Origin of the sequence: Facklamia sp. HMSC062C11 (assembly GCF_001810675.1) — a bacterium.
In the GTDB taxonomy this organism is placed as follows: Bacteria; Bacillota; Bacilli; order Lactobacillales; family Aerococcaceae; genus Facklamia; species Facklamia hominis.
Map to the genome: position 1 here is coordinate 20023 of NZ_KV802382.1, position 26368 is coordinate 46390.

Below are 26368 nucleotides of genomic sequence, written 5' to 3' on the forward strand. Positions count from 1 at the left end.
CATATGGAAGAAAAGAAACAGAACCGCTCCTTTATGGATACGGCAAAACGCTTGTATCAATTTATGGCAGGCCGACGTTTATGGCTCTTAGTTGTTTTAATTTTAGCTGCTTTTTCTGCCTTTTTACAAGCCCAACTTCCACGAATTCTAGGTTGGATTACGACCTTGATTTATGAAGGGGTTAAGGCTGGATGGCATGATGGTCATTACCAAATTGATTATCATGGGATGGGACGTATTTTAGTTATTTTAGCGGGAGCTTATCTTTTATCTAGTTTTTTCCGGTACTTTCAACAGTTTATCACTTTAAGAATCGCTCAAAATACGGTGTATGATCTACGTAAGCAAATTAAGCAAAAGATGAGTCATCTACCGATTTCTTATTTTGATAGTCATGCTAACGGGGAAATCCTTTCGCGGGCCATCAATGATGTGGATCAGATTGCTTCATCCTTGGGACCATCACTAACACAAGCAGTGACTTCCTTTGTTCAAATACTCGCCATATTTTTCACGATGTTATCGATGAGTGGTATTTTAACCTTGGTGGTTGTTCTATTGATTCCTTTGAATTACTTGATTATTCGAATCATTTCTGGCCGCTCTCAAAACTTGTTTCGTCAAAGACAAGTTTTACTAGGAAATGTGAATGATTTTATTGAAGAGCGTTATTCAGGGCAAACAGCCATCAAGGTCTATAATCAGATCGATCATGAAAAAGCCTTGTTTGAGCAAAAGAGTGATCAGTTAAATGAAGCCTCTTGGAAAGCTGAATTTTATGCAGGTATTTTAAATCCCTTAGTCGATTTATCGAAGAATATTATCTATATTTTAGTAGCGATTATTGGTGGTCTTGGGGTATTAGAGGGTAAGATTCCAATAGGAACAGTTCAATCTTTCTTTCAATATACCAATCAGTTTTCTGGTCCTTTTAGGCAGCTTGCTAATCTTGCTGCTTCCATTCAAATGACTTTAGCATCTACCGAACGTGTATTTGAATTGTTAGACGAGGAAGAAATGATTCACCCTCAAGGAGATTCGCAAAAGAGAGATAGCCAGTATAAGATTGAGTTTAACCATGTTCAATTTGGCTATGAGCCGGGTCAATTATTGATGACGGACTTTAACTTAAGGGTAAAGCCGGGTCAGATGATCGCCGTTGTTGGTCCAACGGGAGCTGGTAAAACAACGCTTATTAATCTCTTAGAGCGGTTTTATGATGTAACAGGAGGGGCTATCTATTATGATGGCATTGATATTCGGAATTATACCCGAGAAGATTTGCGGAGCCATTATTCCATGGTATTGCAGGAAACCTGGCTATTTGCAGGGAGTATTTGGGATAATTTGAAATATGGTAATGAGGGAGTGAGTGATCAGGCTATCTTGCAGGCTGCCAAGGCAGCGCATGTAGATGACTTTGTTTCCACGCTACCTGATGGCTATCAAACGCTTTTAACTGAGGATGGAAATAATTTATCACAAGGTCAAAGACAATTGATTACAATCGCTCGGGCTTTTCTATCTGATCCAGAAGTGATTATTCTTGATGAGGCGACTTCATCAGTGGATACAAGGACGGAAGTTTTAATTCAAGAAGCGATGGCTAAGCTTTTAGAGAATCGCACTTCCTTTGTTGTTGCCCATCGCTTGTCAACAATTCGTGATGCAGATAATATCATTGTTATGAATCAAGGGGATGTCATAGAACAAGGAAATCATCAGACTTTATTAGAAAAAAATGGTTTCTATGCTAGTTTATACAATGCACAGTTTGCCTAATTCAATAGCTAAGAATGATTGATTTTAAACGCTGATTTTCTGTTATCAGAAAATTGGCGTTACTTTTTTAGATATCTAGTCAGGAAAACGTTTCTATGTTAAAATTAGTTATCAAATCAGTTTTAATTAGATGACAAACTGCAAAAGGTGGTACAGAAATGAAGTTGAAAAAGGGAGCGTTTGTTGGGATAGGGATTGGTTTAGTGACTCTATCTTTATTAGCATTTTTTATCAATCAATTTGTAAAAGGCACTCAAGCTGGAAATGAAGCAGAGATGTCCAATATAGATTCGACGGGTTATCAAGTGATGGATCTTTATCCCCAGGATCCGGTGACCATCGATGGAACGGTCCAACTAGTGGCAGATAATTCCTATTTTTATGATGCTGAAAAGGGACAGATTGATCAAATTTTGGTGCAGGATGGTCAACAGGTCAAAAAAGGCGACCTCTTGTATAAGTATATTCAAACTGGAGACTTGCAACATGACATCGAGGATGCCTTGCGGGAGCAAACTCGATTATATAATGATCGTAATCGATTGATTGATAATTTATCTAAGCAAACAGGTCTTTTGTATAACTATCAAGGCGATACATTACAAGGCTATTGGGCGAAGGATGGTCAATATTATTATTATGTTTCGGAATTGATCGGGAAATCGGGGCAACCCTTAGTGAGTGAGACACCCTTAGATGAGGAAGCCTATCAATCTCAAGTGAATAGCATTCAAACAGCAGGTCAGGAAGACCCGGCTGCAGCTGCCAAGGATCAGATACGTCAGGTGAATCAACAAATCGAAGATGTTGAAATTAAATTGCAACGGCTCTATGAAAAACAGCGGGGAGAAGTTCGGGCGGAATATGATGGTAAGGTGATCCTTAATCCTGACGGAAAAACGAGCAATTCGGTTCCACTAGTGCGGATTATTTCTCAAGGAGTTCAAATTAAAGGATCAGTAACTGAGTATGAATTTTATTTACTAGCTAAGGATATTCCTGTTCAGATTTATATTAATGCGGAGGACCGTTATGTTAGTGGAACCTTAGTACGTTATGATGAGATACCACCGGCAAGTTCCGCTCCAAGTCAACGGGACTCTGGCAATAATGCTACTGCTTCTGAAAGCAATTTAGCAGGTGGTTCATCGTCTACACAGTTTGGATTTACAGTTTCTCCGGATGAATTTATTCAACCAGGATTTACCGTTAAAGTTCAAATAACACCGACTGGTTTAGTTTTACCACAAGAGGCGATACTGGAAGAGGATGGTCACAGCTATGTCTTTGTTTATCAAGAAGGTATTGTTCATAAAAAAGAAGTTGATTTGGAAAATCAAGGCTTGCAACGGGTTGTTCAGTCTGGTTTAGAAGAAGGTCAGCAAGTGGTTCTAAATCCATTCGACCTTAAGGATGGACAAAAAATTGAGGTGATGCAGCTAGGTGGGATGGATGAAGATAATCAATCTGGAGCGATGAGTCCACCGAGTGGATTTTAGAGAGTGAGGAAATATTTATGACCAATCAACCACTCATTCATGTACAACATCTCAATAAATATTTTAAAAATGGTGATCAATCCCTTCATGTTTTAAAGGATATTAATTTATCCATTTATGAAGGCGAATTTGTGTCTGTTATGGGGGCTTCTGGTTCGGGAAAGTCGACATTTATTAATGTCTTAGGTTTTTTGGATAATCAATTTGAAGGAGAGTATCTTTTTCAAGGAGAGCCTGTCTCTGATCGAAATGATTTTCAAATTTCTCAATTGCGTAATCAAAAGGTAGGCTTTGTTTTTCAAAGTTTTAACCTTATAGATAATATGACCGTCTCCAAAAATGTGCAGTTGCCATTGCTCTATGCTGGTTATTCTCATCATCAATCAATGCAAAAGGTTGAGCAAGTCCTAAAAAAAGTGGAGCTTGAACAGAAAATGACCGCAAAGCCTCATGAGTTATCCGGTGGCCAACGGCAACGTGTAGCGATTGCGCGTGCATTGGTGAATCAACCAGATTTTGTGATTGCAGATGAACCAACTGGGGCTTTAGATACGAAAACATCAAAAGCAATTATGGCAATTCTTTCAAAGTTACACCAGGAAGAGGGAGTTACGATTGTTATGGTCACTCATGACCCAAGTCTTCAGACCTATGCCAGTCGTCACTTATTAATGTTAGATGGACAGGTACAGGACGTATCAGCTGAGGAAGCAAGCGGATTGGCGCTTAAGTTCCGTCAAGAAGAGGAGGAAGCCATAGATGCGCGTAAGTGAAATTCTTAAATCTTCTCTTGCTACCCTTAAGATGAATGGACGTCGAACTTTTTTAACATTGATCGGAATTGTGATTGGTATTGCGGCAGTAATCACTATTTTAAGCTTGGGAAAGGGATTTGAGAAACAGACATTGGATTCCTTAGCTAAGGATGAAAAGGGTCGAAGAAGTCAAAGTTTTTATTATAATATGACGGGTTCAGACACTGATCCCGGAACATTGCAGCCTTTTTCCGAAGACAATCTAGAGCATATACGCTCTTTTCCAGGGGTCGATGAAGTACAACTGGATGGTCAGGATGTAACCGAGCAGTATATGCAAATTTCTTTTCGCAAGACTCAAGAATATATGAATGTTAGCCTCAAGGAAGAGACAAATTTTAACATGGTGGTGGGGCGGAATCTAAATTCATCTGATTCGAAGGCTAAGAAACCATATGTAATTATTGAAGAAATGGCAGCGAGTATGTTCTTTGCTTCGCCACAAGAAGCCTACCACAAAGCGATCAATCTTGATGGACAGGATTATACGATCGTAGGTGTATATCAGATGCCGATGGACCAAGAGCAAGATAATTTAATGGGATGGATGGCTGACCCAATTCAACTAGCGATACCTAAAGCGACTTATGAGCGTTTTTCACAACAATCCACCTTTAATTTTTCGATCAAGGTATTTTATCAGGATGATGCGGATATGAAAGGAACCAATAAACGGATTGCCGAATACCTTAAAGAAAGCGGTAAGGAAAAAGATAGTGGAAGTTATGAGTACTATGATCGAACGGAAGAAATGGCCGAGATTAGTAAGCAATTAACGATGATTACTTTATTTATTACCTCAATTGCAGGGATCTCCTTATTTATTGCTGGTGTTGGAGTGATGAATATGATGTATATCTCGGTGTCTGAGCGTACAAAAGAAATTGGTATTCGTCGTTCAGTGGGTGCGACTCGGTTATCGATTCAATGGCAATTTCTATTAGAAGGAATTGTCATTACTACCTTTGGAGGGATAATTGGTTATGTTTTAGGATTTATCATCGCGAAGATTGCAGGGAACTTTCTGCCCTTTAAGCCCGCCTATGATCTTCTAACGGCTTTTGTGACGGTTGTAATTTCAGTGTTTATCGGGATAGCAGCGGGGTATTTACCAGCTAGGCAGGCTGCACATAAGAATTTAATTGAAATTTTACGCTAGAAAATAGTATTCAAAATCGAATTGTAGAAATGTTAAAGAGGCTGTGACTTTTTAGTCACAGCCTCTTTTTTTTAAGCGATAATGCGTTATTTAATTGATTTCATGCACCCATTTTTTGGATCTTACTCGTAGAAGACCAAAGGAAGCTTTGGTGATTTCTTCCATTGAGGCCATGAGAAAAACCCATTGGATCGGTAATTTTAAGACTACCGCTCCAATAAAAGCGAGTGGAACTCCAACGAGCCAGACCGAGCCCATTTCTAGGTACATTGAATACTGAGTGTCGCCTCCGCCGCGAAGGACACCTACGACGAGGATGGAATTGAAGGCACGAACAGTAAATAGGAATCCAACAAAGATCAGCAAAGTACGTGATAAGTCATATACCACAGGGCTTAAGTGACCAAAGAAGGACAAGAGTAGGTCTGGATTTAAGCCAATAAACAAAGCGATAATCAAAGCTAAGAGGGTTCCTAATTTGAAGAATCGCATGGCATAGGGGGAGACAGCATCCATTAGACCTTGCCCAATCGTCTTTCCTAGAATGATGGTGCATGAATTAGATAAGCCACGAACTAGAACATAGGCCATATTTTGGATAGCGATAACGATCTGAATGGCGGCAGTAGCATCTGTTCCAACCTTTGCATAGGCGACGGAATACATAATTTGACCGAGACCCCAGAAAGTCTCGTTGATAATAACGGGTAGTGTAATTTTGATAAAGCGTTGAATAAATTCTTGACTAAAGTCAAAAAGTTCTTCCAATCGTCCCCGAAGTGGGCAGTGATAGCGTGTGCTCACATAAAGTAAGATGCTCGCTTCGGCTGTTCGTGCGATTATTGTCCCTACAGCTGCACCAAGAATACCTAATTCTGGGAAGCCCAATTTTCCAAAAATAAAGACATAATTAAAAAAAGCATTACAAACGAAGCCTACGATTGCAGCGACCAAGGGGGCTTTCGGATTTCCGGTACTTCTTAATGAAATCCCAGTTGAAAAAGAGAATCCAGTTAAAATGTAGGATAGAGCTACTAATCGAAGGTATTTTGCTCCGGCTTCAATAACCAAAGGGTCCTTGATCATTAGACCAATTAGTTGTTGAGGGATTAGGATCGCGAGAAGTGTAAAAATAATCCCTGTGCCAAAGGCGATCAAATTAGATAGGGCATTCACCTTTTTGAGATTATCAAAATCCCGCCGTCCATAATATTGAGAAATCATGACGGAGGAACCGGTCCCTGTTCCAAAACAGATCATGGAATAAAAGAAAAAGACTTGATTGGCAAGCCCTACACCGGCTATCGCCGCAGATCCTAATGTGGAGATCATGACGGTATCTAAGGTATTAAGACTAGAAACAATTAAGTTTTGTAGAGCAATAGGGATTGCGATGGCTAGCATTTCTTTATAAAAATCTTTGACATTAAGCACTCGAAACACTCCTTTTGACACGATAGTTCTATTATAGACGAAAGTAGCTAAAAGACCATCAGCTTTTCAATGTTTTGAGCCGTTTATTTAACGATGGTAGATTAAATGATTTTTTTGACTTTTTGTAGCGCTTAACTGGTACTGGTCGAATGTAAAGCAAGAAAAAGTATCCCAGGAAAAAGATTGACTTTGTAATAGGTGATTTGCAAGTGCTCCGCGTAGCTTTTTGCAAGTAGCTGACGGGGCTTTTTTTGTTAGGGAAACATCCTGATAAAAGTCAACTTGAACAATTTGTTGCGGGGGTAAGTTGACCAGGTCAAAGAATTCTTTGGAAGCTAAATTATAAATTTGTTGTTCTTCGAGAGCTTGAGAAATCCGTTTTTGCCAATAATTTTTTAAGGAAGTATGTTGAATCTTTAAGGGGATTTTGAGGTCAAGTCGATAAGGATTAATGGGATCTAAGGGTCTCACAAGTCCATAAAGAGCAGAAAGGATGGCTAGATGTTCTTGGGCATAGTCTAATTGAATGTTTGACCAGTCGATTTGACGAAAGGCTAAGCCTTGATAGGCTTGGTAAGCCGGCAGAGCTTGCTTATCAAAGAGATGTTGATGATGGTGGAATGTTTGAAGAGCTAGCTTATCAGATAGATGAAATTGCTTTTGAATATCATCTAAGGAAAGGCTTTGTAAGGCTGTAGCAACTTGATAACTGTTTGTTGACCAATTAACGGATAGCGTTCCTTGTTGGTCACTCATTTCTTTACTTGGAGATAAGAGGATAAGGTTCATGAGTCGGATCCTTTCTAAGCGTATATAAGAATAGACTTCCTAACAATAAAAGAGCCTGCAACATGAATGTCACAGCCTCTTTATTAATCACTGTTAGTTCTTTGGCCATCAATTTTATGGAACTAATTGTTTTAATTTCATTAAATTGAAGCCGTTAAAACTTTCAAAGTCGGGACCTTCTACTACAGGTAGTGATAGGAAGCCGAGTTCTTTAATGTGTTGTAAGGCATCGTCATTTTGCATGACATCAATTTCCTGATAAGCGATGTTCTGATCATCTAAAAATCGTTTTGTAAAATTACATTGGGAGCAGTTAGGTTTTGAATAAATGGTTATTTTAGACATGGTATTCCTCCTAGAAATTATAATCGTCGTCTTCCATGGCTTCTACATGGCCCATCAAATAGCCGGAGCCAACTTGTGAGAAGAAATCATGGTTCGTTGTGTTGGTAGATAAGCCGTTCATAACAATCGGGTTGACATGTTCAGCAGTACCGTCATCATAGAAAGGTGGAAAGCCGAGGTTTTGTAGGGCTTTATTAGCGTTATAACGCATGAAGACTTTAACTTCTTCTGTCCAACCAATTTGGTCATAAACACTTTCAGCAAATTTGACTTCATTTTCCATGAGGTCCTCTAGTAACTCGTGGACCCACATCATCAATCGATATTGCTCTTCTTCGACAAGTTCGCGGTAGCCTAATTGGAATTTATATCCTAGATAGGTACCATGGACAGATTCATCGCGGATAATGAGTTTGATAATTTCGGCGACATTTTCTAATTTTGCATTTCCTAAATACCACAAAGGTGCAAAGAATCCAGAATAGAATAAGAAAGATTCGAGAAGCACAGAGGCAGCTTTTTTCTCAAGTGGGCCTGCATTTTGATAAACCTCATTGATTTTTTTAGCTTTATATTGTAGATAGGGATTACTGTTACCCCAATCAAAGATTTCATCAATTTTTTGGCTAGGGTTTAGAGAAATAAAAATTGTGGAATAGGATTTAGCGTGGACGGACTCCATAAAGAGGATATTATTTAAAACGGCCTCTTCGTGTTGTGTACGGATATCGGAACGCATGACATTGGCCCCTTCTTCTGATTGAAGCGTATCAAGAAGAGTCAGTCCTACAAAAGCTTTATTGACAACATCTTGTTCAATATCTGATAGAGATCGCCAATCAGCAAGGTCGTTGGATACGGGAATTCGAGTATCTAACCAGAATTGGCTAGTGAGTTTTTCCCAGGTTTGTTTATCGAGGGTGTCTTCTACTTGGTTCCAGTCGATTGCTTTGTAATAATCGACTTTATGATTTTGAACATCTCCATGAATAATTTGATTAAAATAATCTTTCATAATGCTTTCCTTTCTTAGATCACACAAGACTCACAGGTATTGGCTCCACCTAATTCTTCGTCGCCTGTAAACGTACGGATGTAGTAGATAGATTTAATACCTTGACGATAGGCATAATTTCTTAGGATATTTAAATCTCGCGTAGTCATCTTATTGGTACGATTGACCTTCCATTCGTAGAAGTTATCGGGTAACTCGGATTGCATGAAGAGGGTCATAGCCATTCCTTGGTCAATGTGCTTTTGAGCAGCTGCATAGGTATCAATAATTTTACGTTGATCCATGTCATAGGCAGAGACAAAATAAGGTAGGGTATCATTGGATAGATAAGGGGTTGGGTAGAATACAGCTCCTACTTGTCCTTCTTGTCGGTGCTCAACTCGTTGAACGATTGGATGCAAGGAAGAAGAAGTCTCATTAATATAGGAGATTGATCCGGTTGGAGCAACCGCTAATAGATAAGAATGATAGAGACCATCTTTTTGAATAGCTTCACTTAAGGCTTGCCAATCTTCTTTTTGAGGGATTTGAATCTTTTTAAAGATTTCCTTGATCTTATCGGAGTGAATGGTCACTTCTTCAGTATCAAGATAGTGAGTTTGGATGTATGAACCATCCGCATAGTCCGACTTATCAAAATTAGCAAACGTTTCTTGCCGTTCTTTGGCAATTTTATTTGAGGCTTTTAATGCATAAAAACGTAAGCAACGGAAGTAAAGGTCAGTGAGCTCTAATCCTTCAGGGGATCCATATTCAATATGGTGGTAAGCTAAAGCGGTATGTAATCCCATAGCTCCTAAGCCGACTGAATGATGGAGTTCATTTCCTCGTTCTACGGTTGGAACAGCATGCATATGCGTCATATTAGATACTTGGGTCAGAGCACGAATGGCTGTTTCAACCGATTTTTCAAAATCATCCCCCTCGAGCATTTGTAGAATATTAGTCGAGGCCAAATTACAGGAAACATCGCTTCCCACTTCTTTGTAGCTTAAATCTTCGTTGAGGATGGAAGGCTCTTGGACTTGGAATATTTCTGAACAAAGATTGGACATGATGACACGTCCATCAATCGGATTAGCGCGATTCACGGTATCGATATTAATAATATAAGGATAACCGGATTCTTGCTGTAATTTTGAGATTTCTTGTTCTAGTTCACGAGCGCGAGTTTGGTATTTATGAATGCGTGGATTAGCAACCAGATTATGATATTCAGCGGTGATATCCACATACGAGAAAGGGACACCATATTCTCGTTCAACATCGTAAGGACTGAATAGATACATAGGTTCATTGCTTTTAAGAAGGTGATAGTATTGATCAGGTACTACGATACCAAGTGACAAGGTCTTTACTCGAACTTTTTCATCGGCATTTTCCTTTTTGGTGGATAGAAAAGCGTAGATATCAGGGTGAAAGACGGATAGATAGGTTACACCTGCGCCTTGACGTGCACCCAGTTGGTTAGCATAAGAGAAAGAATCTTCAAAGAGCTTCATGACTGGAACGACTCCAGAAGCGGCATTCTCGATTCCTTTAATAGGGGCTCCCGCTTCTCGTAAGTTAGAAAGATTAACCCCCACACCGCCACCGCGTTTAGATAATTGGAGAGCAGAGTTGACGCTACGTCCAATCGATTCCATATTATCTTGAACATCTAACAAGAAGCAGGATACCATTTCACCACGGGCTTTCTTTCCGGCATTTAGGAAGGTTGGGGTGGCCATTTGTAGTCGGTGATGAATATGTTCGTCGGCTAAATGCCAAGCTAAGTCTTCATCTCCTTGAGCCAAATAGAGTGCCATAAAAGCGATACGATCTTCATAGCGTTCTAAATAGCGTTTGCCGTCACGAGTCTTCATCGCATAAGAAGTATAAAATTTGAAGGCTCCTAAGAAAGATTTAAAACGGAATTTTTGTTGATAGAGATGGTCGAATAAAGACTTGATAAATTTTTTAGAGTATAAGGCGATAAAATCCCCTTCAATATAGCCTTTATCAATTAAATAGCCAATTTTTTCTTCTAGATTATGGAAAAAGACAGTATTTGGGTTTACGTGTTCCAAAAAATAAGCCCGAACGGCTTCTTTGTCTTTTTCTAGGGGAATCTGACCGTTAATCGGGATATTGATTTGGTTATTTAACTGGAAATAAGTAATTTCTTCAGGTTTGTTGATGGATTTTAGTTCTGACATTTATCTTGATGCTCCTTTATTAGTTGATCGACATCATATTGACTTCCCTGGAATTCAAAAAGATGTAAGAGGGGAACGTCAAAGTACTTGCTGATATTTTTGGCGGTATAACAGAAAAGATCCATAAAATTACGGTTTCCTCCTCCAAAAACACCTTGGCAGTATTTGTAATTATCCTGGTATTTCATGAATTCATCGAGGATATAAGTTGTTTCATGGTCATATGTTGGTGCAACGAGGATGAAGTTCTGGTTGACTTTGATTTCGTCAAAATTTTCAGGGGTAATCTCAAGGGATTCTAAGCCTGATTTTTGAACGAAGGCCCGTGTGTTTCCAATGACCGATTGAAAAATAATCATAGATAGACCCCTTTCTAGGAAAGATTTTATATAACGTCTTTCCAACTAGCTAGTCCTATTCTAGCAGATAGCGACCGGACCTTCAAGATGAAAACACAATATATTGGATATCAGATATAATCTAATACAATATATTGTGTTGTTATCGTGATAATTATTCAGGTGTGAGGCTATACAGAGCTGTTGTTCAACGGTATTCATTATAGCACAAGAAAATTTTTGGTAAATGAAAAGCACTCAGTTTTGAGTTCAAATTAGTTACTTCTTAGATTTCTAAACGGTTAGACCAACAGACCGTATTAATTGCTTTTTATGTAAATATTTAAATTTTTAAGCTTTGAACTTGACGATTGTTATAAAAATTATTAATATTATTCTATAGTAAGCGCATACTATGCTATTTTATAAAGATATGATTAGAGATGAGAAGCTATCTACTTGTATCGATTCTATTTTTTATGGTTTCTGTTACTGATCTAGGTGCTCATAATTCTGTGGAAAATGTTTCCCCATTTGTTGCTTATAAACTAATAACAAAAAGTGCTGTTAGATAATACAAGAGAGGCCAGTACAATCTAGGTAATTATATAGTAGGAAATAAAGAAATTTCTAAAATATTATATTGGACAGAGGGTTGCTATTCAGGTTATCTTTATTTTGATTCTTCGTATATTAGTGAGTTAGATTATGTAATGACTTATTTGGATGTACTTACCTATCAATAGATAAGGGGTGGAACAATGAAAAAATATCATGTATTTTTAATTTCTCTACTTATATTATTTTGCTTGCCTTTCTCTAAGGGGATCAGTGCTCAAGATTTATCTGACATTGATGGATTCTATCAAAATGAAAACTCCGATTCGATTCTTTTAGGGTTCGATATTCAAGAGGATCAGTTATCCTTAGTGATTAATTCCAAGGCCAAATTGGAAAAAGCGTCAAACGATCCTTATTTGCAAGATTTACTTGATTGGCGTAATCGTATGGTCAATCAATCAGGAATGGGACTGTTGGATCCTGCAGAAGAGGATTCCACAGAAGATCTAGAAAAAAGCATCCTTCCTCGGCTTGAGTTTTCAGATTATGGTTTAGCCCCCAGAGTTCAAATTACTTTCTCGCCAGTAAATTACCAACTTGAAGATGAAGAATTGATTATTTATTTTGAGGATAAGGCCATTTATCGGTTAAAGGTTCATGATGGTGACAAGCTAGTTGGTCTCAACGAGACAATTTTTGAAAAAGTTGAATAAAGATTGCATCGTTGAGTGAATTGATTTATGATAGCTTTATTGAGGAAATGAAGTGCTTCCTGGCTTACAAAGCGTGAGTCGAACCGTTCTAAGAACTAATGACTTCTACAAGCTTATTTGGGCTTGTAGAAGTTTTTTTATGGAAAATTTCAATAAGCCCTTTTAGAAGGAGGAAAATAAATGTTACTCAGTTTGGGTATGGTGTTTTTGGCAGGATTTTTAGGAGGAAAGGTGGCGGACGCTTTAAAGATGCCCCGACTTTTAGCTTATCTATTAGCTGGGATGGCTTTGGGGCCATTCGGTTTTGATTTATTGGAGCCGGCTTTAGTCGATCAAGCAGCGGTGATTCGTCAAGTAGCCTTGATGATTATCTTGATAAAGGCTGGCTTGACCTTAAATTTTAAGGATCTAGTTAAAGTCGGACGTCCTGCTGTCATGATGTGTTTTGTTCCTGCACTTTGTGAAATTTTAGGGATTAGCCTATTCGCACCTGCTTTACTCGATATATCCTATGTAGATGGCTTGTTATTAGCGAGTGTATTAGCGGCTGTGTCGCCAGCTGTTTTAGTGCCTCGAATGTCTAATCTGATGGATAGGGGGCTAGGAACTCAAAAAGCTATTCCGCAATTGATTTTAGCAGGGGGAACGATGGACGATATATTAATTTTTGTTTTATTTGCAGGCTTTATGCAGCTAAGTCAAGGAGGCACTTTTAGCTGGGGGGCCTTAGTGAATGTCCCGTTAACCCTGTTATCAGGGGGATTAGTGGGTTTAGGTGCTTATCTGGTTTATCGCTCTGTCAAAATGGAGGGTTTATTGGGATCTTTGACTCTTTCATTACTCCTTATGGGAATGGAAGCTATTATCACTCATTGGATCCCCTATTCAGGTGTTTTAGCAGTGTTAACTTTGCATATTATGATTCATAAAAATGACCCTCAAGCGGCTAGTTACTTAGCTCGTTCATTTAATCAGATCTGGCCTATAGCTGAAGTACTGCTTTTTACTTTCTTAGGAGTTCAAGTCAACGGACAATTAGCTCTGCAAGCGGGCTGGCCTATAGTGTGTGTGATTGTAGTTGGTCTTCTTTTTAGAATGATTGGGGTGTTTCTATCAATTATTCATGCTGGATTCAATGGTAAAGAAAAAGCCTTTATCATGGGAGCTTATTTGCCAAAAGCAACCGTTCAGGCTTCGCTAGGAGGAATTCCGCTTATGGCTGGGATTCAATCAGGCCAACTTATTCTGATTGCCGCGTCGGTAGCTATTCTCCTAACAGCACCTTTGGGAGCCGTGTTTATTGATTACTTTGCCCCTCGTTTCTTAGAACCAAGTAAAGCTCAGTAAAGACAAGGGGTTGGCAGTCATTGTATCTTGGCTGCTAATACTGAGGAGAGGTTTGGGTTGACCATATTTGACCAATTGAGTATACTGGATATATAGAACATTAGCAACCCTTGTAAGAGGGGAGATGGTTCGATCTTCTTGAGCAAGATACTTGAAAGAAGAAAGTCCATCAGGTATTATAGTCAAAGAAAGTCAATGTTAATAAATAAAACGATAGGAGGCAAAAAAATGACACGCCGTAATATGTCGGATATTATTGAAGAATATCTCAAGCAATTTTTGCAAGAAAGTCAACGATTAGAGATAAAACGATCGGATATTGCGGATCGATTTGATTGTGTGCCATCTCAGATTAACTATGTCATTAATACCCGTTTTACTCAAGAACACGGATATTTAGTAGAAAGTAAGCGGGGCGGTGGAGGCTATATCCGAATTTTAAAAATTCAGCTAACTTCCAATGCAGATGAAGTGGATCAAATGATGGCTTTAGTAGGAGATAAGATTTCTTATCGGAATGCTGCGAATATCATTGAAACCCTCATCCGAGATGATATTATTTCTCAGCGTGAGGGGCGGCTGATGCTATCGGTTATCGATAAAGATCTTCTTCAGTCGATTTCCGCGCAAGATCAAGCGGCCAGAGCCTTGATACTTAATCGTTTTTTGCAACAATTAAAATATGAACTAACTCAAAATAATTATTGAAATTAGAGGTGATCGTATGTTTGAAGAATTATTTACACAAAGCGCTAGAGAAGCCATGCTAATTGCAGCTGAACACGCTTATTATCTAAATAACCAAGCGGTAGGGACTGAGCATATTCTCTTGGGCTTAGCCCGCGAAGAAAATGGGATTGCTGGGAAATTATTGAGGGAATTTGGCGCAGATTATGGTGCTTTGTTGAAGGCCCTTGAGGCAGTCCATGGGAAATTAGGGAAGTTTAAGAGCCATGGAGAAGTGGTTATCCCTTATTCTCCTAGAAGCAAAAAAGTGATTATGTCTGCCTCTAATGATGCTAAGCGTTTAGGAGCTTCTAAGGTAGGGACTGAGCACTTATTATTAGGTATTTTAAAGGAAGAAATATTAGCTACTGTTTTACTAAAAAATTTAGATATCGATCTTTCTCAGTTACGCAAAGCCATTTTTGATGAAATAGGCTTGAATCAACAGCAGCGCTCGGATAATCAAAGTAAACGTAGCAGTCGTCCTCGTCAAAAAGGTCAAGGAGATAGTGAAACGCCAACCTTAGATGCTGTATCTAGGGATTTAACTCAGTTGGCTCGTGATGGAAAGTTAGACCCTGTTATTGGTCGTGAAGAAGAAATTAGGCGAATGGTTCAAATACTATCTCGACGTAGTAAAAATAATCCGGTCCTAGTAGGAGAACCCGGTGTGGGTAAAACTGCTATTGCAGAAGGATTAGCACAAGACATGGTGACCGGAAAGGTACCGGCTGATTTGGCCAAAAAGCGTTTGATGATGCTTGATACTGCCGCTTTAGTGGCAGGAACGAAGTATCGAGGGGAATTTGAAGAACGGATGAAGAAGATCATTGAAGAGATTCATCAAGAAGGTAAGGTGATTCTTTTTATTGATGAATTACATACTTTAATCGGTGCTGGTGGAGCAGAAGGAGCGATTGATGCCGCAAACATCTTAAAACCAGCCCTTGCTCGGGGAGAAATCCAAACTATCGGCGCAACAACTTTTGATGAATACCAAAAACATATCGAAAAAGATACTGCTTTGGAGCGGCGATTTTCTAAAGTAGTGGTAGATGAGCCTTCTGCGGCTGAAACCATTCAAATTGTTAATGGCTTGCGTAGTAAGTATGAGGACCATCATCAGGTTACGATTACAGATGAGGCAATCGATGCTGCTGTCAAGTTATCTTCGCGGTATATGACAGAGCGAAAATTGCCTGATAAGGCAGTGGATTTGATCGATGAAGCGGCAGCGCTTGTTCGCATTAATCAAGGCCAACAAGCATCAAAAATGGCAGAGTTAGATCTTCAATTGAAGTCAGTTGCCAAGCGTAAGGAAGAGGCTATTTTACAACGTGATTTTGATTTAGCTAGTCAATTGCGTACCGAAGAGGAAAAAATCGAAAAAGCCATTCAAAAAGCTAGTCAAAAATCAAAAGTGAAAGAACAAGAATCAAAGACTCGCCCTCAAGTGACCCGAAAGGAAGTAGCGGAAGTGACAGCTATGGCAACGGGGGTACCTTTACAACAAATGAATACAGCGGAATCCAAACGTTTAGTGCATTTGGAGGAGGAACTTCATGAGAGTGTTATCGGACAAGAAGAAGCCGTCTCGGCAGTTGCTCGAGCCATTCGAAGAGCTAGGTCAGGGCTTAAGAGTCCTCAAAGACCCATTGGCTCCTTCTTATTCCTAGGACCAACGGGTGTTGGGAAGACTGAGTTAGCGAAGACATTGGCACAGTCAATGTTTGGCTCTAAAGATCATATGATTCGTGTTGATATGTCTGAATACATGGAAAAACACGCCGTGGCTCGTTTAATTGGCTCTCCCCCAGGTTATGTTGGTTATGATGAGGCTGGTCAATTAACAGAAAAAGTTAGACAAAAACCTTATTCTGTGATTTTACTGGATGAAGTTGAAAAGGCTCATCCCGATGTCTTTAATATCTTATTACAAGTTTTCGATGATGGTCAGTTAACCGATGGAAAAGGACGGACGGTAGACTTTAGACATACGATTATTATTATGACCTCTAACATTGGGGCAACCGCCTTAAGGGATGATAAAGCGGTTGGCTTTGGTGCTGTGGATTATAGTGATGATTATGACGCAATGAAAAAACGAGTATTGGAAGAGTTAAAACGAGCATTTAGACCAGAATTTCTTAACCGAATTGATGAAACGCTTGTCTTCCATTCTTTAGACAAAAAAGCGATTCGTCAGATTGTTAAGTTGCAAGCACATGAGATTGTTGATCGCTTAGCTCAAATGGAAATTAAGGCTAGAATGACAGATACCGCAGTTGATATTATCGCTAAAGCAGGATTTGATCCAGAATATGGTGCAAGACCAATTCGCCGGGCTATTCAAAAACAAATTGAAGATCAATTGAGTGAAATGTTACTAGCGGGAGATATCCAATTAGGCGATCAAATCACGATTGGTGGTCGATCCGGTGAGATTAATATTAATAATCGAAGTCAAACAAAGCGACAAGACTAAGTTATCTTGTTACGGATGCAAATAATTACTCATTCAACAGGATTTTTGCTATAATTAGAGTGTAGTTAATATTTTTTGAAAGGGGAATGTTAAGATGCGTAAAAATAAAGAGTTTAGTTTAGGTGGTTTTCTATTGGGGTCAGCTGCCTTGGTAACAGTGGCAGGGTTGGCACTTTATGCGTATTTTGATGAAGATACTCATAATCACGTAGCAGGCATAATTAACCGTGAAAAAGTAAAGGCGTATGTTCGTTATAAATTAAATGGTTCAGACAAATTAGTGGCTGCAGTCGATCAGTTATCAGATGCAGAAGTTAATAAATTAATGGCCTTAGCAGATAAGACTAGCGACATGAATTCAAAAGCGAGCCAAGGTTTCAATGATATTGTAGATCGGGTTAAAGAAGTTGCTCAAGATGCTGGTGATAAGGTACAAGACTTTTTAAACTAATCAAAAATTTAAGCCGAGTAAGTAACTATATGCTTACTTGGCTTTTTTGTTTGTTTGCTTATCGCTATAATTAACTTAAATGAATATAGAGGGAGCGATTGGATGCCGGAATTGATCCACGTGATGAATTTATCCAATGAAGAAAGAGAAAACCATGAGTATTGGATGAAAGAAGCGATGAAGGAAGCGCTAAAAGCCCAAGAAAAAGATGAAGTACCAATAGGCGCTGTGATTGTCTATCAGGGGCAGATAATTGGTCGTGGGCATAACATTAGAGAGACTCAGAACTTAGCGACGGGGCATGCGGAAATTCAAGCGATTGAAGCCGCTAACCATTATTTAGGAGCCTGGCGTTTAGAAGGAGCTAGACTCTATGTTACTTTAGAACCCTGTCCCATGTGTGCCGGGGCCGCAGTTCTGGCAAGAATAGATACGATTATTTATGCTTGTCGTGATCCTAAGGGCGGCTGTACAGGTTCTTTGATGAATTTAGCTCAGGAAGATCGCTTTAATCATCAGACCCAAGTCATCGAAGGGGTCCTTGATGCTCCTTGTAGTCAAATGATGAAAGATTTTTTCAAAAAATTGAGAAAAAGAAAGAAACTTGAGAAGTTATCCACAAAAACTGTGGATAATGCGGACTTATAAACAGCTTTATACACAGGTCCCTTTTTAATTAGAAAATTGATAGTTTAAATAATATGGGTTCAGCATCACAAAATTATATATTAAAGGTTTTCTTTTTGATTGGGCGAGTGTCATTGAGTAGGTGATTTTTATAACTTTACAAAGGATGCATCGTATGATACTATAAAAATGGCAATGGTGGCGTCACGAACCGAGTCAGGACCGGAAGGTAGCAGCTATAAGTGACAAAGCCATGTGCCTTTTTTTATTTTGGCTCTATGTTAAATAGAGTATACTCTATTTAACAATTTTAAAATATTCATTTAATAGTCTTTTAAAGTGTTCAATAGGGTTGTTCATAATACATTTTTAATTTAGAATAGAGGTTGGAATTTGAAAGTAGGTAGGGTACGTTCGTGTTAGTTCAAATGAACAAAATTTAGAGCGACAAATTTCTTAATTAGAGAAAACTGCTCAAAGATTTTCTATGATAAACAGAGTGGAGCTAATACCAATAGAAAAGCATTACTGAATTTGATTGATTATATTCGTGATGGAGATATTGTAGTTGTCACGGAGCTAGATCGTTTAGGAAGAAATAATACAGACTTATCGGAGTTTATCACATAAAGCTTAGGGAAAAACAATTGCTTTTCCCCTTTATTTAGGAAGGAAGAAGCTATGAACAACAATTCTAAAAAAACTGAATCTATTTTAATATCTTTTGCTTTAATAGCTATTGCTGGTATAAGTTATGCCTTATCTGGTTTTTTAACCATTATAAGTTCTAATAATCAAAATTTTAATCTTCTATCTACTTGCTGGCTAACTGTGTGTATGCTCATTTTTTTTGTTATTATACCTTTTTTTATCGCTAAAAAAATTTATGGCATAGATTATAGATATTTAAAGATTAACCTTAAAAATTATACAATTTATATCTTAATAGGGTTTATATTTTTTAAATATATATTGAAGATTAATAGTATAAATATTTTTAGAAATTTAATTGTGGCTAGTAGTGAAGAATTTTTATTTAGGTTCATAATATTTGAAATACTTTTAAGAGGATTTGATAAGAAATACGCAATAGTAATAGGATCCATATTATTTGCTTTAATATTACATTTAAATGTAGATGTACTTATAAATATAATAAGCAAGTTTCCTATGTCTATTGTCCTATATATTTTATATGATAAGTTTGGATATGAAAATGCTTTTGCACTTCACTGGCTAAACAATTCTTTAGTAGATTTTTTTTATATGTAAAAAGGAGATTTTTATGAAAAACACTACAAAAAATACTTACTTAAAATCAATTATAATCAATGCGTTGATTTTTTTGATTCTAGCTTTATTTATAGACAAAATGAGTATGGGTATAGTTCTTTTAGTTTTAATATTACCTATAATTGTCAATTCTATATTAATAAAAAAGGAATATAAGCTTACAAACGAGGTTAACAATCACCACTATTTATTACCTATAACAAGCTTTATAATTTATATAATCTTTGGTCTTATTGTTAAGAGTAATGGAAAATGGGATGCCTTTAGATTAGGATCTGGTAGAGAAGTAGGGGAGACCTCTATCGAAATTGCAAATAGTCCAATAGACTTATCACAACTTATATTTACCTTAATAATGTATGTGACTATTAGTTATTTAATAACAAAAATTATTACTTCAAAGTCAGAAAATGACAAGAATAAAAAAGAGGAATAGAGATGTTACTAGAAGTAAGTCATTTGAGTAAAAAGTATAAGACTAATGACTTCTACTCTTTAGATGATGTAAGTTTTAAACTTAATAAGGGAGAAATAGTTGGACTCATTGGAAGAAATGGGTTTGCAGGTTTATACTTTGACGAAGGCATCACTGGTAACATTGACTAGATAACTTTGAGATTATTTTAGAGAAATCGAAAATAGTAAAAATTTATAAGAGTGAGAAGTGAAGATGTTACCTCTCCACTTCCTTCCCATAATAATTTTCATAGTTTTCCCTATACTGAACAAGGTCAGAAAATTGTTCTTTATTTAAAGAGGCTCCATGTCAAATAAGGTTGATGACCTAATTTCCGAAGGAATCAAGCAGCTAAACCCTGCTTGGTTCCTTCTTTGTTTCTTTCAGAAACATAAAGTCTGGCTATTAGAAGAATATGGTGAAAGAGAGAGTTGATGGAAGATAAAATTTCTTCCATCAACCCTATTTATTTTAAAGTCTTTTGGTTAATACCAGGAACATAAGCTATTTAATAGGAACAATAGCTTTAGTAGAGATTCATTTAACTGTATTGTAAGGGTTATTAATTGAGCTTTAAATATTATTGAGTTAGAATTTAATGTAGAAAACGATTAAATCAGAAGCGGAGGAAAACCATGAGGCTAGTAATTATCACTCAACAAAGGCGGCATTGGCGAGAGATAAAGGATCAGTTAGCCTTTATCCAACAAAATTGGGTTGATTTGGAATTTTTTGAGTTAATTGAAAACTTAAACAGAGATCTAGAATTTCTTGTTTATCAGGAGAGGCCAAGAGATTGTTACTTATTTTTGGATTGTCGAGGGCTTTTAGGAGAATCATTGATGAGTTGCTTCCTGAAATTAATTGATTTAGATTTGTTAGAAAGAACAGTAATCCTTCACCATTCGCCAAGGATCCTTCAACTGCTTTATGCTCACAGCTTAACTTGTCAAGATTGTATTATAACGGGATTAGGCAATGATACTTTGAAACACTTAAAGAATATTTTCTATGACTTGCTTCTAAAGCATGATCCGAAGATGTCTAAACTGGCAGATCTTGATTTGAATCAAATTAATTACTTTAAGCATTTGCGTGGTTCTCACTATGTGGAGATTCATTGTATCAATGGGGAAAAAGAGTACGTTCGATCCACTTTAACACATTTTGATTATTTACGCCCTCGAGTCGAATATGTTCAGCGTGATACTTTAGTTAATTGTTCGAATATAGAAAAAATTGATCAAAGTAAAAAGATTCTATCCTTAAAAAATCAAGAAAATGTGAAGCTGAGTCCATCCAGAATGAAAGCAGTTCTAAATAGTGAGTGGTTAGATTGTTTTATAGCGTGATGAAGTGATGTCGAGACTTATTCGAGGCCAAAAAAGATTGATAAATGGGGCATTCGAGGCCAATTTTTTATAAGATCTATGCAACAGTATATATGCTTTATATAATAGAACCGTCATAATAGTAAGGGCTTACAGAATAAGCGGAGGTAATAATAGGAGGTTTGTTTAATATAGTAAAGCGCATTTATTTATTATGGATCGTATTAAAAAAGAAAGGAAAAAGATTATGAAAAAAGGAATTATAAAAAATGCCTTATTAGCTGTTAGCCTTTTCGGCTTGTTAGGAACGAGTATGGTATCAGCCAATAATCACCAGGATACTGGTTTTTCTTTTGACTTAAAATTTAGAAATACTAAATATACTGAACCGCGTGCAAAAACGGATGCAAGTTCTTCATATGCCAGTATAACTAGCCTTTCAAATGCTAGGTCTATCAATTGCTTTATTGTTGGGCCTGGAGGAGAAAATGTGAATTCTTCGACGGTTGTATTAGCGCCTGGTCAGGCAGATTTTATTCATCAATATACTTATGAATGGAATTATCGCTCTTGTAAGTTGGGCGTAAGAAAAAATGGCGGCTGGGATAATGTACATGTAACAGGAGTCTGGAGTCCTGATTGTATCTATTGTAATTAGTTTGACTTGAATGAACAGATGATAAGGAAGTGCATAGTTAGAAGGACGCTATGCACCTCCTTATTATGAAAGGGGCTTGACAATGGACTATAGGTATTTAAGAAAAGATCTAAAACGTCTATTTATACAAAAAAACGGCTTGATTTTATTGTTGTATTCAATTGGAATTACTTTACTCCACTTCTTGACCTTTAATCGGACTAACTATATGTATGAACCTTCAGTTTTCGCGCGGTTGATGGGAATTGACCATACTAGCTATGGAACAGAGATCTATTTTTTGACCTTGCCACTGATTGTTAGTTTCTATGGAGCGGGGCTTTACCGAGAAGATCTTAAGTGGAATTTGATATTGAAGCAAGAGGTCCGGTGGGGGAGAAAGAATTATTACAAGCAACAATGGATAACTGCCTTTATATCGGGAGGTTTAGCAGGAACATTTACCTACTTCTTTCACGCTGTTTTTTTATTTTTAATTTATCCCATGTGTTTACCAGATGTTCTTCAAGATCAGATTAGTATGAATCCTGGCTTGATTTATTATTTATATACAAATCATCCCTTGCTTATTTTGATTTTGTTGATGTCAATTATATTTGTTTTATCAGGCATCTTTTCGTGTATGGGCTTGGCTGTTTCTTATTGGATTTCAGCGCGTTACTTTGAGTTCCTTTTTCCTTTTTTATCAAGCTACTTGCTTGTAAACGTGTTCGCTGTTCTAGGCGTTTGGTGGATTGATTACAAATATTTATTATATATTTTTGATTTGACGCTTTCAAGTTCAGCAGAATTAACACAATTGTTGCTGTTTTGGCTAGCTATCTTTTTATTGAGCTTTTTTTCTTTCTATCTCAAATATAAGGGCAGTCTAAGAGATGTTAATTAACTCTACTAAGGCGAAGGACAAGGTGTGTTTAATTAAGTAGGGGAGTCGTCTTTTATGAAGAATATCATTCGAATTGAGAAGATAAGAGTTCATTTTCGGAGAACCCTTTGCTTTCTGGCGCTGATGATAGGCATTAATATTCTAGGTTTGATCATGCAGAATTTAGCTAATAAGGACGAGCTATTAGACCAGCTTCAATTTAATTATGGTCAACTTTTTGACGCCAATCAATTAAGGTGGGTCATTATTCCCGTTTTTTTAATCCTGCTCTACTTATTAAGAGTTTATTTAACACGATTTGAGAGTGTTAGATATAGTGTTGAATGCCGATGTATCTATAAATGGAAGGCATTATTAATTGTTTTAGGGCTGATGCTAATTTTTAATTTTTCCAACTTGTTATTTTGCTTATTTAGATTTGGGCAACTGCAAGAGATAGAGTTATTTATATTTAGTCTGATGCAACAGCTTGTATTATTAGTTATATTAGGGTCTTTAGATTACTTGTTGGAGACAGTTCTTAACAAGCGATTAATCGCACTTTTAATTGTGCTTTCTTTAGGCATGTTCTTGCCGCACTTGGTTTTGAATAAGTTTTTTGTTGCTTTCTTTTATAGTGAAGGCCCCTTTAATTGGTTCAGTGTCTGCTTGCTCTTGATGAAAGCGATCTTTATTATGTATATTTTTTACCGATTTGATGAGTGGCTAATGTACCGTCGGGAAGTTATCATTTAGTGAGGGAGAATGAATATGTTATTAAGGGTAGAAGAAGTATCTAAATCATTTGGCAAAAAGCAAGTTTTAGAACGAGTGAGTCTCTTTGTTGATAAGGGAGAAGTGGTGGGCTTGGTGGGTCATAATGGATCGGGGAAGACTATGCTCTTACGTGCAATTATTGGTAGTATGAGATTACAAGAAGGCCAAGTTTTTCTAGAAGAACAGCCGGTAGTTTTTAATCATCCTTTACCGATCGATGTGGGAGTTATTATTGAAAATCCAGACTTCATCCCGCATTTTACAGGACTTGATAATTTGGTTTATTTAGCTTCTATCAAGGATCAATATCAAGAAGACTTAACGATGAAGCTCTTAAAGGCCATTGATCTCTATCAGCATAAGGATACCCAGGTTAAGAATTATTCCTTGGGGATGCGCCAGAAGCTAGCCATCGTTCAGGCTATGATGGAAGATCAAATACTGGTGCTCCTAGATGAACCGACCAATGGTTTGGATAAGGATTCGGTAGAAGCTTTTATGGGCTTGGTGACAGAGATGAAGGCTCAGGGGAAGGGGTTTTTAATTGCTAGCCATGATCAACACTTGATTGATCAAGTAGCAGATCACGTCTACGAGATATCAGACGGACGGATAGTAGGTGGGCAACGATGAAGAAAAAAAGGTTGAAAATTGCCTTATTGGCTTCATTAATATGCTTATTGGCTAGAATTATCTATGTTAATGTGACGAAAGAAGGCATCAAGCCGGAGCTCTATTCAATGGAGGAGACCCTGGTTGCCCAAGGACACCCCTTAAAAATTCGCTCAATATCCTTATTAGAAGGTAAGGAAAAAGAAGACTTTAGAGAGAAGTTCCCAGTTATCTTAAATCCAGACCAAGATTATATCTTAAAGGTGGAGATCGAAGGGGATTTAAGGGATACCAAGGAAAAAGCTATGGGCTTGACTATGATTATTAATCGACAAGCGAGGACCTGGCCAGTCTTTGGGTCACCACAGTTTGAGGAATGGGGTTTTCGACTCTTTTTTGCTTTTAGGGATGAGGATTTCAAGCACGGAGAGAATGAGTTGATTATAGCGGTCAATGATACTTTGATTGAAGATAACGTCCATAAAGCCTTTCAAAGAACTTGGGATTATCAGGGACCTGCTGATTAGTAATTGAAGGGGGGATCATTGTGAAGGGGACTTTGATATTTTTGCGTCAAGAATTGTATCAGTTGTTTCGTTTGCGTCATATAATAGTGATCATGATTCTCTTGTTTGTTATGAACTGGCTGGCTTTTTGCTTAGAAAACGACTCCAGCTGGGGCTTTTTCTCGATCGTTGATCCGGAGCGCTTAATGAATAACAACCACTGGCTCTTTCTGTATATTTTTCCCTTGATTTTGTCTTTTAATTGGTTCGGGCAAGTGATTGCTCAACAGAGTGTGTGGGTATATATCCGAATTAGACAGCCACGCTTGCTTTGGATTTTGGTCATATTGGCTATGGTAGTTTACATTATGCTTTATGTGGGGATTTTGATCGTGCTAAGTCTTTTTTGGCAGCAAGCTTATGAGTTGCCGCTAGGGGAATTGGTGTATTTAGGGGTTAACCTCTTTTTAACTATGATGGGAATGTTATTAATGGAGACCCTTTGTTATTGCTTAGGGCTTGGCTACCTAGGTTTGGGATTAGATCTAGCAGTTTTGGTCTTTTCGTTTTATACCCGTCCTGAGTGGAAGTGGGCTATGCCTCAGCCATATACGGAAGAGGGTTGGAGGATGGTGCTTTTCAGGGGAGGGATTCTCTTAATTCTTTTGATCTTATCTTATCTCGTTTTTACTCGGCTTAGTCGAGTAAGACGAGCCAATGAAACTTAGCTTTTGTGAAGAGAAGTATCAGATTAAGGAGATGAAGGTAATGAATAAAAAGATACTTAGCCGGGTCTTTTTAGTAATTTTAGGGTTAGGAATTGTGGGAGGGCTGTATGTAGCCTATCAATCTTTGATGAATCATATGCAAAAAGAAGATGAAATTAGCACAGTGGTGGATAACCCATCCAATACAAGTAAGCAGGAGCCTTATATACAAGAGCCGACCTATCTAGGAACGCTATCGGCACTGAGTTCTACAGAAGATCCTACAACGGATATAGATCCGGCAATTCAAAAGCTTGTTTTTGATTCTATGATGCAATTTAATTTTAATGATCAGATGACCTATCATTACGAGATGACCGAGTATGAAGGCAGTGAAAAGGCAGAATTAAAAGGAGTATTTAATAAGAAACAGGGTCTGTTCTATGAACAATTGATTTTTCCTGAGTCCAGTCAGATCGTCTATTATGACCAAGGAACGCTTTATACCAAATATTCCGATGGTGAGAAGACTTTTTACCAACAGAAAGGTCAGCTGCAGGATTTGCTTTCTCCCAAAGTGCTCTTTTATGATTTCATTTTAGTAAGTGTCGGACAGCTACAGAACCTTAAGATGACAGAAGAGGGATCAAGTTATCGCATTGAAGGGCAGATGAATAAAGACCAGTCAATGTTTCGACATGGACGCTGGACGATTGAGATTGATGATGCTTCCAAGCAGATTGTCAACTTTGAGATCGAACAAGATGGTAAAGTGATTCAATCGATCAAGCGGGTGAAGTATTCCAATGAAGCTGAGTTGAACCAAGATGAGATTAAAAGCTTGGCAGATCAGATCTAATTTTAAGGTTATTTTTTAA

General features: G+C 37.7%; 27 protein-coding genes, 1 other RNA gene, 2 pseudogenes and 1 riboswitch. Of the genes and pseudogenes, 23 read left to right on the top strand and 7 right to left on the bottom strand.

Features of this window, described 5'->3' with window-relative positions; all coding sequences use genetic code 11:
• Window positions 1-3 precede the first annotated feature (3 nt).
• The 4 genes from HMPREF2758_RS01710 (at window position 4) to HMPREF2758_RS01725 (ending at window position 5255) form a co-directional block, all read left to right on the top strand.
• Window positions 4-1782 carry an ABC transporter ATP-binding protein gene (locus HMPREF2758_RS01710; RefSeq protein WP_070608772.1) on the top strand — a complete coding sequence of 593 codons (1779 nt, stop codon included), beginning with the start codon at window positions 4-6 and terminating at the stop codon, window positions 1780-1782.
• A 158-nt stretch (window positions 1783-1940) separates the two neighbouring features.
• Window positions 1941-3281: an efflux RND transporter periplasmic adaptor subunit gene (locus HMPREF2758_RS01715; protein ID WP_070608774.1), complete on the top strand. Its 1341-nt coding sequence runs from the start codon at window positions 1941-1943 to the stop codon at window positions 3279-3281.
• Window positions 3282-3298: 17 nt separating this feature from the next.
• Window positions 3299-4054, top strand: a complete 756-nt coding sequence (locus tag HMPREF2758_RS01720) for an ABC transporter ATP-binding protein (protein ID WP_070608776.1) — start codon at window positions 3299-3301, stop codon at window positions 4052-4054.
• Entirely contained in the window at window positions 4041-5255 is a 1215-nt protein-coding gene (locus HMPREF2758_RS01725) for an ABC transporter permease (RefSeq protein WP_070608778.1), read from the top strand. The genes HMPREF2758_RS01720 and HMPREF2758_RS01725 overlap by 14 nt, the downstream gene beginning before the upstream one ends.
• A 90-nt stretch (window positions 5256-5345) precedes the next feature.
• On the opposite strand, the gene HMPREF2758_RS01730 is transcribed toward HMPREF2758_RS01725, so the two are convergent.
• The 6 genes from HMPREF2758_RS01730 to nrdI form a co-directional block, all read right to left on the bottom strand.
• Window positions 5346-6689, bottom strand: a complete 1344-nt coding sequence (locus tag HMPREF2758_RS01730; RefSeq protein ID WP_070608780.1) for an MATE family efflux transporter — start codon at window positions 6687-6689, stop codon at window positions 5346-5348.
• Window positions 6690-6776: 87 nt separating this feature from the next.
• Window positions 6777-7478, bottom strand: a complete 702-nt coding sequence (locus HMPREF2758_RS01735) for a YaaA family protein (protein ID WP_070608782.1) — start codon at window positions 7476-7478, stop codon at window positions 6777-6779.
• Between the two features lie 114 nt (window positions 7479-7592).
• Window positions 7593-7823: a glutaredoxin-like protein NrdH gene (nrdH, locus tag HMPREF2758_RS01740; RefSeq protein ID WP_070608784.1), complete on the bottom strand. Its 231-nt coding sequence runs from the start codon at window positions 7821-7823 to the stop codon at window positions 7593-7595.
• Window positions 7824-7833: 10 nt separating this feature from the next.
• Complete coding sequence (gene nrdF, locus HMPREF2758_RS01745) at window positions 7834-8838, bottom strand: class 1b ribonucleoside-diphosphate reductase subunit beta (protein WP_070608786.1); 1005 nt, start codon at window positions 8836-8838, stop codon at window positions 7834-7836.
• Between the two features lie 14 nt (window positions 8839-8852).
• The gene (gene nrdE / locus HMPREF2758_RS01750; RefSeq protein WP_070608790.1) at window positions 8853-11036 is read right to left on the bottom strand and encodes a class 1b ribonucleoside-diphosphate reductase subunit alpha; all 2184 of its coding nucleotides are present in this window, start codon (window positions 11034-11036) and stop codon (window positions 8853-8855) included.
• Window positions 11024-11395 carry a class Ib ribonucleoside-diphosphate reductase assembly flavoprotein NrdI gene (gene nrdI / locus HMPREF2758_RS01755; protein WP_070608791.1) on the bottom strand — a complete coding sequence of 124 codons (372 nt, stop codon included), beginning with the start codon at window positions 11393-11395 and terminating at the stop codon, window positions 11024-11026. The genes nrdE and nrdI overlap by 13 nt, the downstream gene beginning before the upstream one ends.
• Window positions 11396-12135: 740 nt before the next feature.
• Between nrdI and HMPREF2758_RS01760 the strand changes: the two genes are divergently transcribed.
• From HMPREF2758_RS01760 to HMPREF2758_RS08790, 11 genes and pseudogenes are all read left to right on the top strand, one after another.
• The gene (locus tag HMPREF2758_RS01760) at window positions 12136-12648 is read left to right on the top strand and encodes a hypothetical protein (protein WP_070608793.1); all 513 of its coding nucleotides are present in this window, start codon (window positions 12136-12138) and stop codon (window positions 12646-12648) included.
• Window positions 12649-12682: 34 nt separating this feature from the next.
• Window positions 12683-12763, top strand: a riboswitch (Fluoride riboswitch).
• Between the two features lie 65 nt (window positions 12764-12828).
• A complete protein-coding gene (locus HMPREF2758_RS01765) occupies window positions 12829-13995 on the top strand; it encodes a cation:proton antiporter domain-containing protein (protein WP_070608795.1) in 1167 nt (388 codons plus the stop codon).
• Between the two features lie 228 nt (window positions 13996-14223).
• Complete coding sequence (locus HMPREF2758_RS01770) at window positions 14224-14703, top strand: CtsR family transcriptional regulator (protein WP_070608797.1); 480 nt, start codon at window positions 14224-14226, stop codon at window positions 14701-14703.
• Between the two features lie 16 nt (window positions 14704-14719).
• Window positions 14720-17206: an ATP-dependent Clp protease ATP-binding subunit gene (locus HMPREF2758_RS01775; RefSeq protein ID WP_006908311.1), complete on the top strand. Its 2487-nt coding sequence runs from the start codon at window positions 14720-14722 to the stop codon at window positions 17204-17206.
• A gap of 94 nt (window positions 17207-17300) precedes the next feature.
• Window positions 17301-17657 (top strand): hypothetical protein, encoded by a 357-nt coding sequence (locus tag HMPREF2758_RS01780; RefSeq protein WP_070608799.1) that lies wholly within the window; start codon window positions 17301-17303, stop codon window positions 17655-17657.
• A 102-nt stretch (window positions 17658-17759) separates the two neighbouring features.
• Complete coding sequence (gene tadA / locus HMPREF2758_RS01785) at window positions 17760-18305, top strand: tRNA adenosine(34) deaminase TadA (RefSeq protein WP_070608802.1); 546 nt, start codon at window positions 17760-17762, stop codon at window positions 18303-18305.
• 161 nt (window positions 18306-18466) lie between these two features.
• Window positions 18467-18556, top strand: an RNA gene (ffs, locus tag HMPREF2758_RS01790) — signal recognition particle sRNA small type.
• Between the two features lie 208 nt (window positions 18557-18764).
• A complete protein-coding gene (locus tag HMPREF2758_RS08635; protein ID WP_371440317.1) occupies window positions 18765-18914 on the top strand; it encodes a recombinase family protein in 150 nt (49 codons plus the stop codon).
• 51 nt (window positions 18915-18965) lie between these two features.
• On the top strand, window positions 18966-19556 hold the full coding sequence (locus HMPREF2758_RS01795; RefSeq protein WP_070608805.1) for a CPBP family intramembrane glutamic endopeptidase: 591 nt from the start codon (window positions 18966-18968) through the stop codon (window positions 19554-19556).
• Window positions 19557-19569: 13 nt separating this feature from the next.
• Window positions 19570-20013: an Msa family membrane protein gene (locus HMPREF2758_RS01800; protein WP_070608807.1), complete on the top strand. Its 444-nt coding sequence runs from the start codon at window positions 19570-19572 to the stop codon at window positions 20011-20013.
• 2 nt (window positions 20014-20015) lie between these two features.
• Window positions 20016-20135, top strand: a pseudogene (locus HMPREF2758_RS08790) (ABC transporter ATP-binding protein); the annotation flags it as partial.
• A gap of 115 nt (window positions 20136-20250) precedes the next feature.
• On the opposite strand, the pseudogene HMPREF2758_RS08950 reads toward HMPREF2758_RS08790, so the two are convergent.
• Window positions 20251-20334, bottom strand: a pseudogene (locus HMPREF2758_RS08950) (mobilization protein); the annotation flags it as partial.
• 335 nt (window positions 20335-20669) lie between these two features.
• Here HMPREF2758_RS08950 and HMPREF2758_RS01805 point away from each other — a divergent pair.
• The 8 genes from HMPREF2758_RS01805 (at window position 20670) to HMPREF2758_RS01840 (ending at window position 26349) form a co-directional block, all read left to right on the top strand.
• Window positions 20670-21386: a LytTR family transcriptional regulator DNA-binding domain-containing protein gene (locus HMPREF2758_RS01805; RefSeq protein WP_070608808.1), complete on the top strand. Its 717-nt coding sequence runs from the start codon at window positions 20670-20672 to the stop codon at window positions 21384-21386.
• Window positions 21387-21612: 226 nt separating this feature from the next.
• The gene (locus HMPREF2758_RS01810; protein WP_070608975.1) at window positions 21613-22023 is read left to right on the top strand and encodes a hypothetical protein; all 411 of its coding nucleotides are present in this window, start codon (window positions 21613-21615) and stop codon (window positions 22021-22023) included.
• An 82-nt stretch (window positions 22024-22105) separates the two neighbouring features.
• Entirely contained in the window at window positions 22106-22909 is an 804-nt protein-coding gene (locus HMPREF2758_RS01815; protein ID WP_070608810.1) for a hypothetical protein, read from the top strand.
• A 54-nt stretch (window positions 22910-22963) separates the two neighbouring features.
• Entirely contained in the window at window positions 22964-23644 is a 681-nt protein-coding gene (locus HMPREF2758_RS01820) for a hypothetical protein (protein WP_070608812.1), read from the top strand.
• A 15-nt stretch (window positions 23645-23659) separates the two neighbouring features.
• Window positions 23660-24298: an ABC transporter ATP-binding protein gene (locus tag HMPREF2758_RS01825; protein WP_006908304.1), complete on the top strand. Its 639-nt coding sequence runs from the start codon at window positions 23660-23662 to the stop codon at window positions 24296-24298.
• A complete protein-coding gene (locus HMPREF2758_RS01830) occupies window positions 24295-24804 on the top strand; it encodes a hypothetical protein (RefSeq protein WP_070608815.1) in 510 nt (169 codons plus the stop codon). Before HMPREF2758_RS01825 ends, HMPREF2758_RS01830 begins: the two co-directional genes overlap by 4 nt.
• Before the next feature lie 20 nt (window positions 24805-24824).
• Window positions 24825-25511, top strand: coding sequence for a hypothetical protein (locus tag HMPREF2758_RS01835; RefSeq protein ID WP_070608817.1), 687 nt, complete (start codon window positions 24825-24827; stop codon window positions 25509-25511).
• A 40-nt stretch (window positions 25512-25551) separates the two neighbouring features.
• Window positions 25552-26349, top strand: coding sequence for a hypothetical protein (locus HMPREF2758_RS01840; protein ID WP_070608819.1), 798 nt, complete (start codon window positions 25552-25554; stop codon window positions 26347-26349).
• Window positions 26350-26368 lie beyond the last annotated feature (19 nt).

What these genes read in the sequence shown, in the direction of transcription:
- HMPREF2758_RS01710 (WP_070608772.1), top strand. Translation starts at nt 4, where the DNA reads ATGGAAGAAAAGAAACAGAACCGCTCCTTTATGGATACGGCAAAACGC.
- HMPREF2758_RS01715 (WP_070608774.1), top strand. Translation starts at nt 1,941, where the DNA reads ATGAAGTTGAAAAAGGGAGCGTTTGTTGGGATAGGGATTGGTTTAGTG.
- HMPREF2758_RS01720 (WP_070608776.1), top strand. Translation starts at nt 3,299, where the DNA reads ATGACCAATCAACCACTCATTCATGTACAACATCTCAATAAATATTTT.
- HMPREF2758_RS01725 (WP_070608778.1), top strand. Translation starts at nt 4,041, where the DNA reads ATGCGCGTAAGTGAAATTCTTAAATCTTCTCTTGCTACCCTTAAGATG.
- HMPREF2758_RS01735 (WP_070608782.1), bottom strand. Translation starts at nt 7,478, where the DNA reads ATGAACCTTATCCTCTTATCTCCAAGTAAAGAAATGAGTGACCAACAA.
- nrdH (WP_070608784.1), bottom strand. Translation starts at nt 7,823, where the DNA reads ATGTCTAAAATAACCATTTATTCAAAACCTAACTGCTCCCAATGTAAT.
- nrdF (WP_070608786.1), bottom strand. Translation starts at nt 8,838, where the DNA reads ATGAAAGATTATTTTAATCAAATTATTCATGGAGATGTTCAAAATCAT.
- nrdE (WP_070608790.1), bottom strand. Translation starts at nt 11,036, where the DNA reads ATGTCAGAACTAAAATCCATCAACAAACCTGAAGAAATTACTTATTTC.
- nrdI (WP_070608791.1), bottom strand. Translation starts at nt 11,395, where the DNA reads ATGATTATTTTTCAATCGGTCATTGGAAACACACGGGCCTTCGTTCAA.
- HMPREF2758_RS01760 (WP_070608793.1), top strand. Translation starts at nt 12,136, where the DNA reads ATGAAAAAATATCATGTATTTTTAATTTCTCTACTTATATTATTTTGC.
- HMPREF2758_RS01765 (WP_070608795.1), top strand. Translation starts at nt 12,829, where the DNA reads ATGTTACTCAGTTTGGGTATGGTGTTTTTGGCAGGATTTTTAGGAGGA.
- HMPREF2758_RS01770 (WP_070608797.1), top strand. Translation starts at nt 14,224, where the DNA reads ATGACACGCCGTAATATGTCGGATATTATTGAAGAATATCTCAAGCAA.
- HMPREF2758_RS01775 (WP_006908311.1), top strand. Translation starts at nt 14,720, where the DNA reads ATGTTTGAAGAATTATTTACACAAAGCGCTAGAGAAGCCATGCTAATT.
- HMPREF2758_RS01780 (WP_070608799.1), top strand. Translation starts at nt 17,301, where the DNA reads ATGCGTAAAAATAAAGAGTTTAGTTTAGGTGGTTTTCTATTGGGGTCA.
- tadA (WP_070608802.1), top strand. Translation starts at nt 17,760, where the DNA reads ATGCCGGAATTGATCCACGTGATGAATTTATCCAATGAAGAAAGAGAA.
- HMPREF2758_RS01795 (WP_070608805.1), top strand. Translation starts at nt 18,966, where the DNA reads ATGAACAACAATTCTAAAAAAACTGAATCTATTTTAATATCTTTTGCT.
- HMPREF2758_RS01800 (WP_070608807.1), top strand. Translation starts at nt 19,570, where the DNA reads ATGAAAAACACTACAAAAAATACTTACTTAAAATCAATTATAATCAAT.
- HMPREF2758_RS01805 (WP_070608808.1), top strand. Translation starts at nt 20,670, where the DNA reads ATGAGGCTAGTAATTATCACTCAACAAAGGCGGCATTGGCGAGAGATA.
- HMPREF2758_RS01810 (WP_070608975.1), top strand. Translation starts at nt 21,613, where the DNA reads ATGAAAAAAGGAATTATAAAAAATGCCTTATTAGCTGTTAGCCTTTTC.
- HMPREF2758_RS01815 (WP_070608810.1), top strand. Translation starts at nt 22,106, where the DNA reads ATGGACTATAGGTATTTAAGAAAAGATCTAAAACGTCTATTTATACAA.
- HMPREF2758_RS01820 (WP_070608812.1), top strand. Translation starts at nt 22,964, where the DNA reads ATGAAGAATATCATTCGAATTGAGAAGATAAGAGTTCATTTTCGGAGA.
- HMPREF2758_RS01825 (WP_006908304.1), top strand. Translation starts at nt 23,660, where the DNA reads ATGTTATTAAGGGTAGAAGAAGTATCTAAATCATTTGGCAAAAAGCAA.
- HMPREF2758_RS01830 (WP_070608815.1), top strand. Translation starts at nt 24,295, where the DNA reads ATGAAGAAAAAAAGGTTGAAAATTGCCTTATTGGCTTCATTAATATGC.
- HMPREF2758_RS01840 (WP_070608819.1), top strand. Translation starts at nt 25,552, where the DNA reads ATGAATAAAAAGATACTTAGCCGGGTCTTTTTAGTAATTTTAGGGTTA.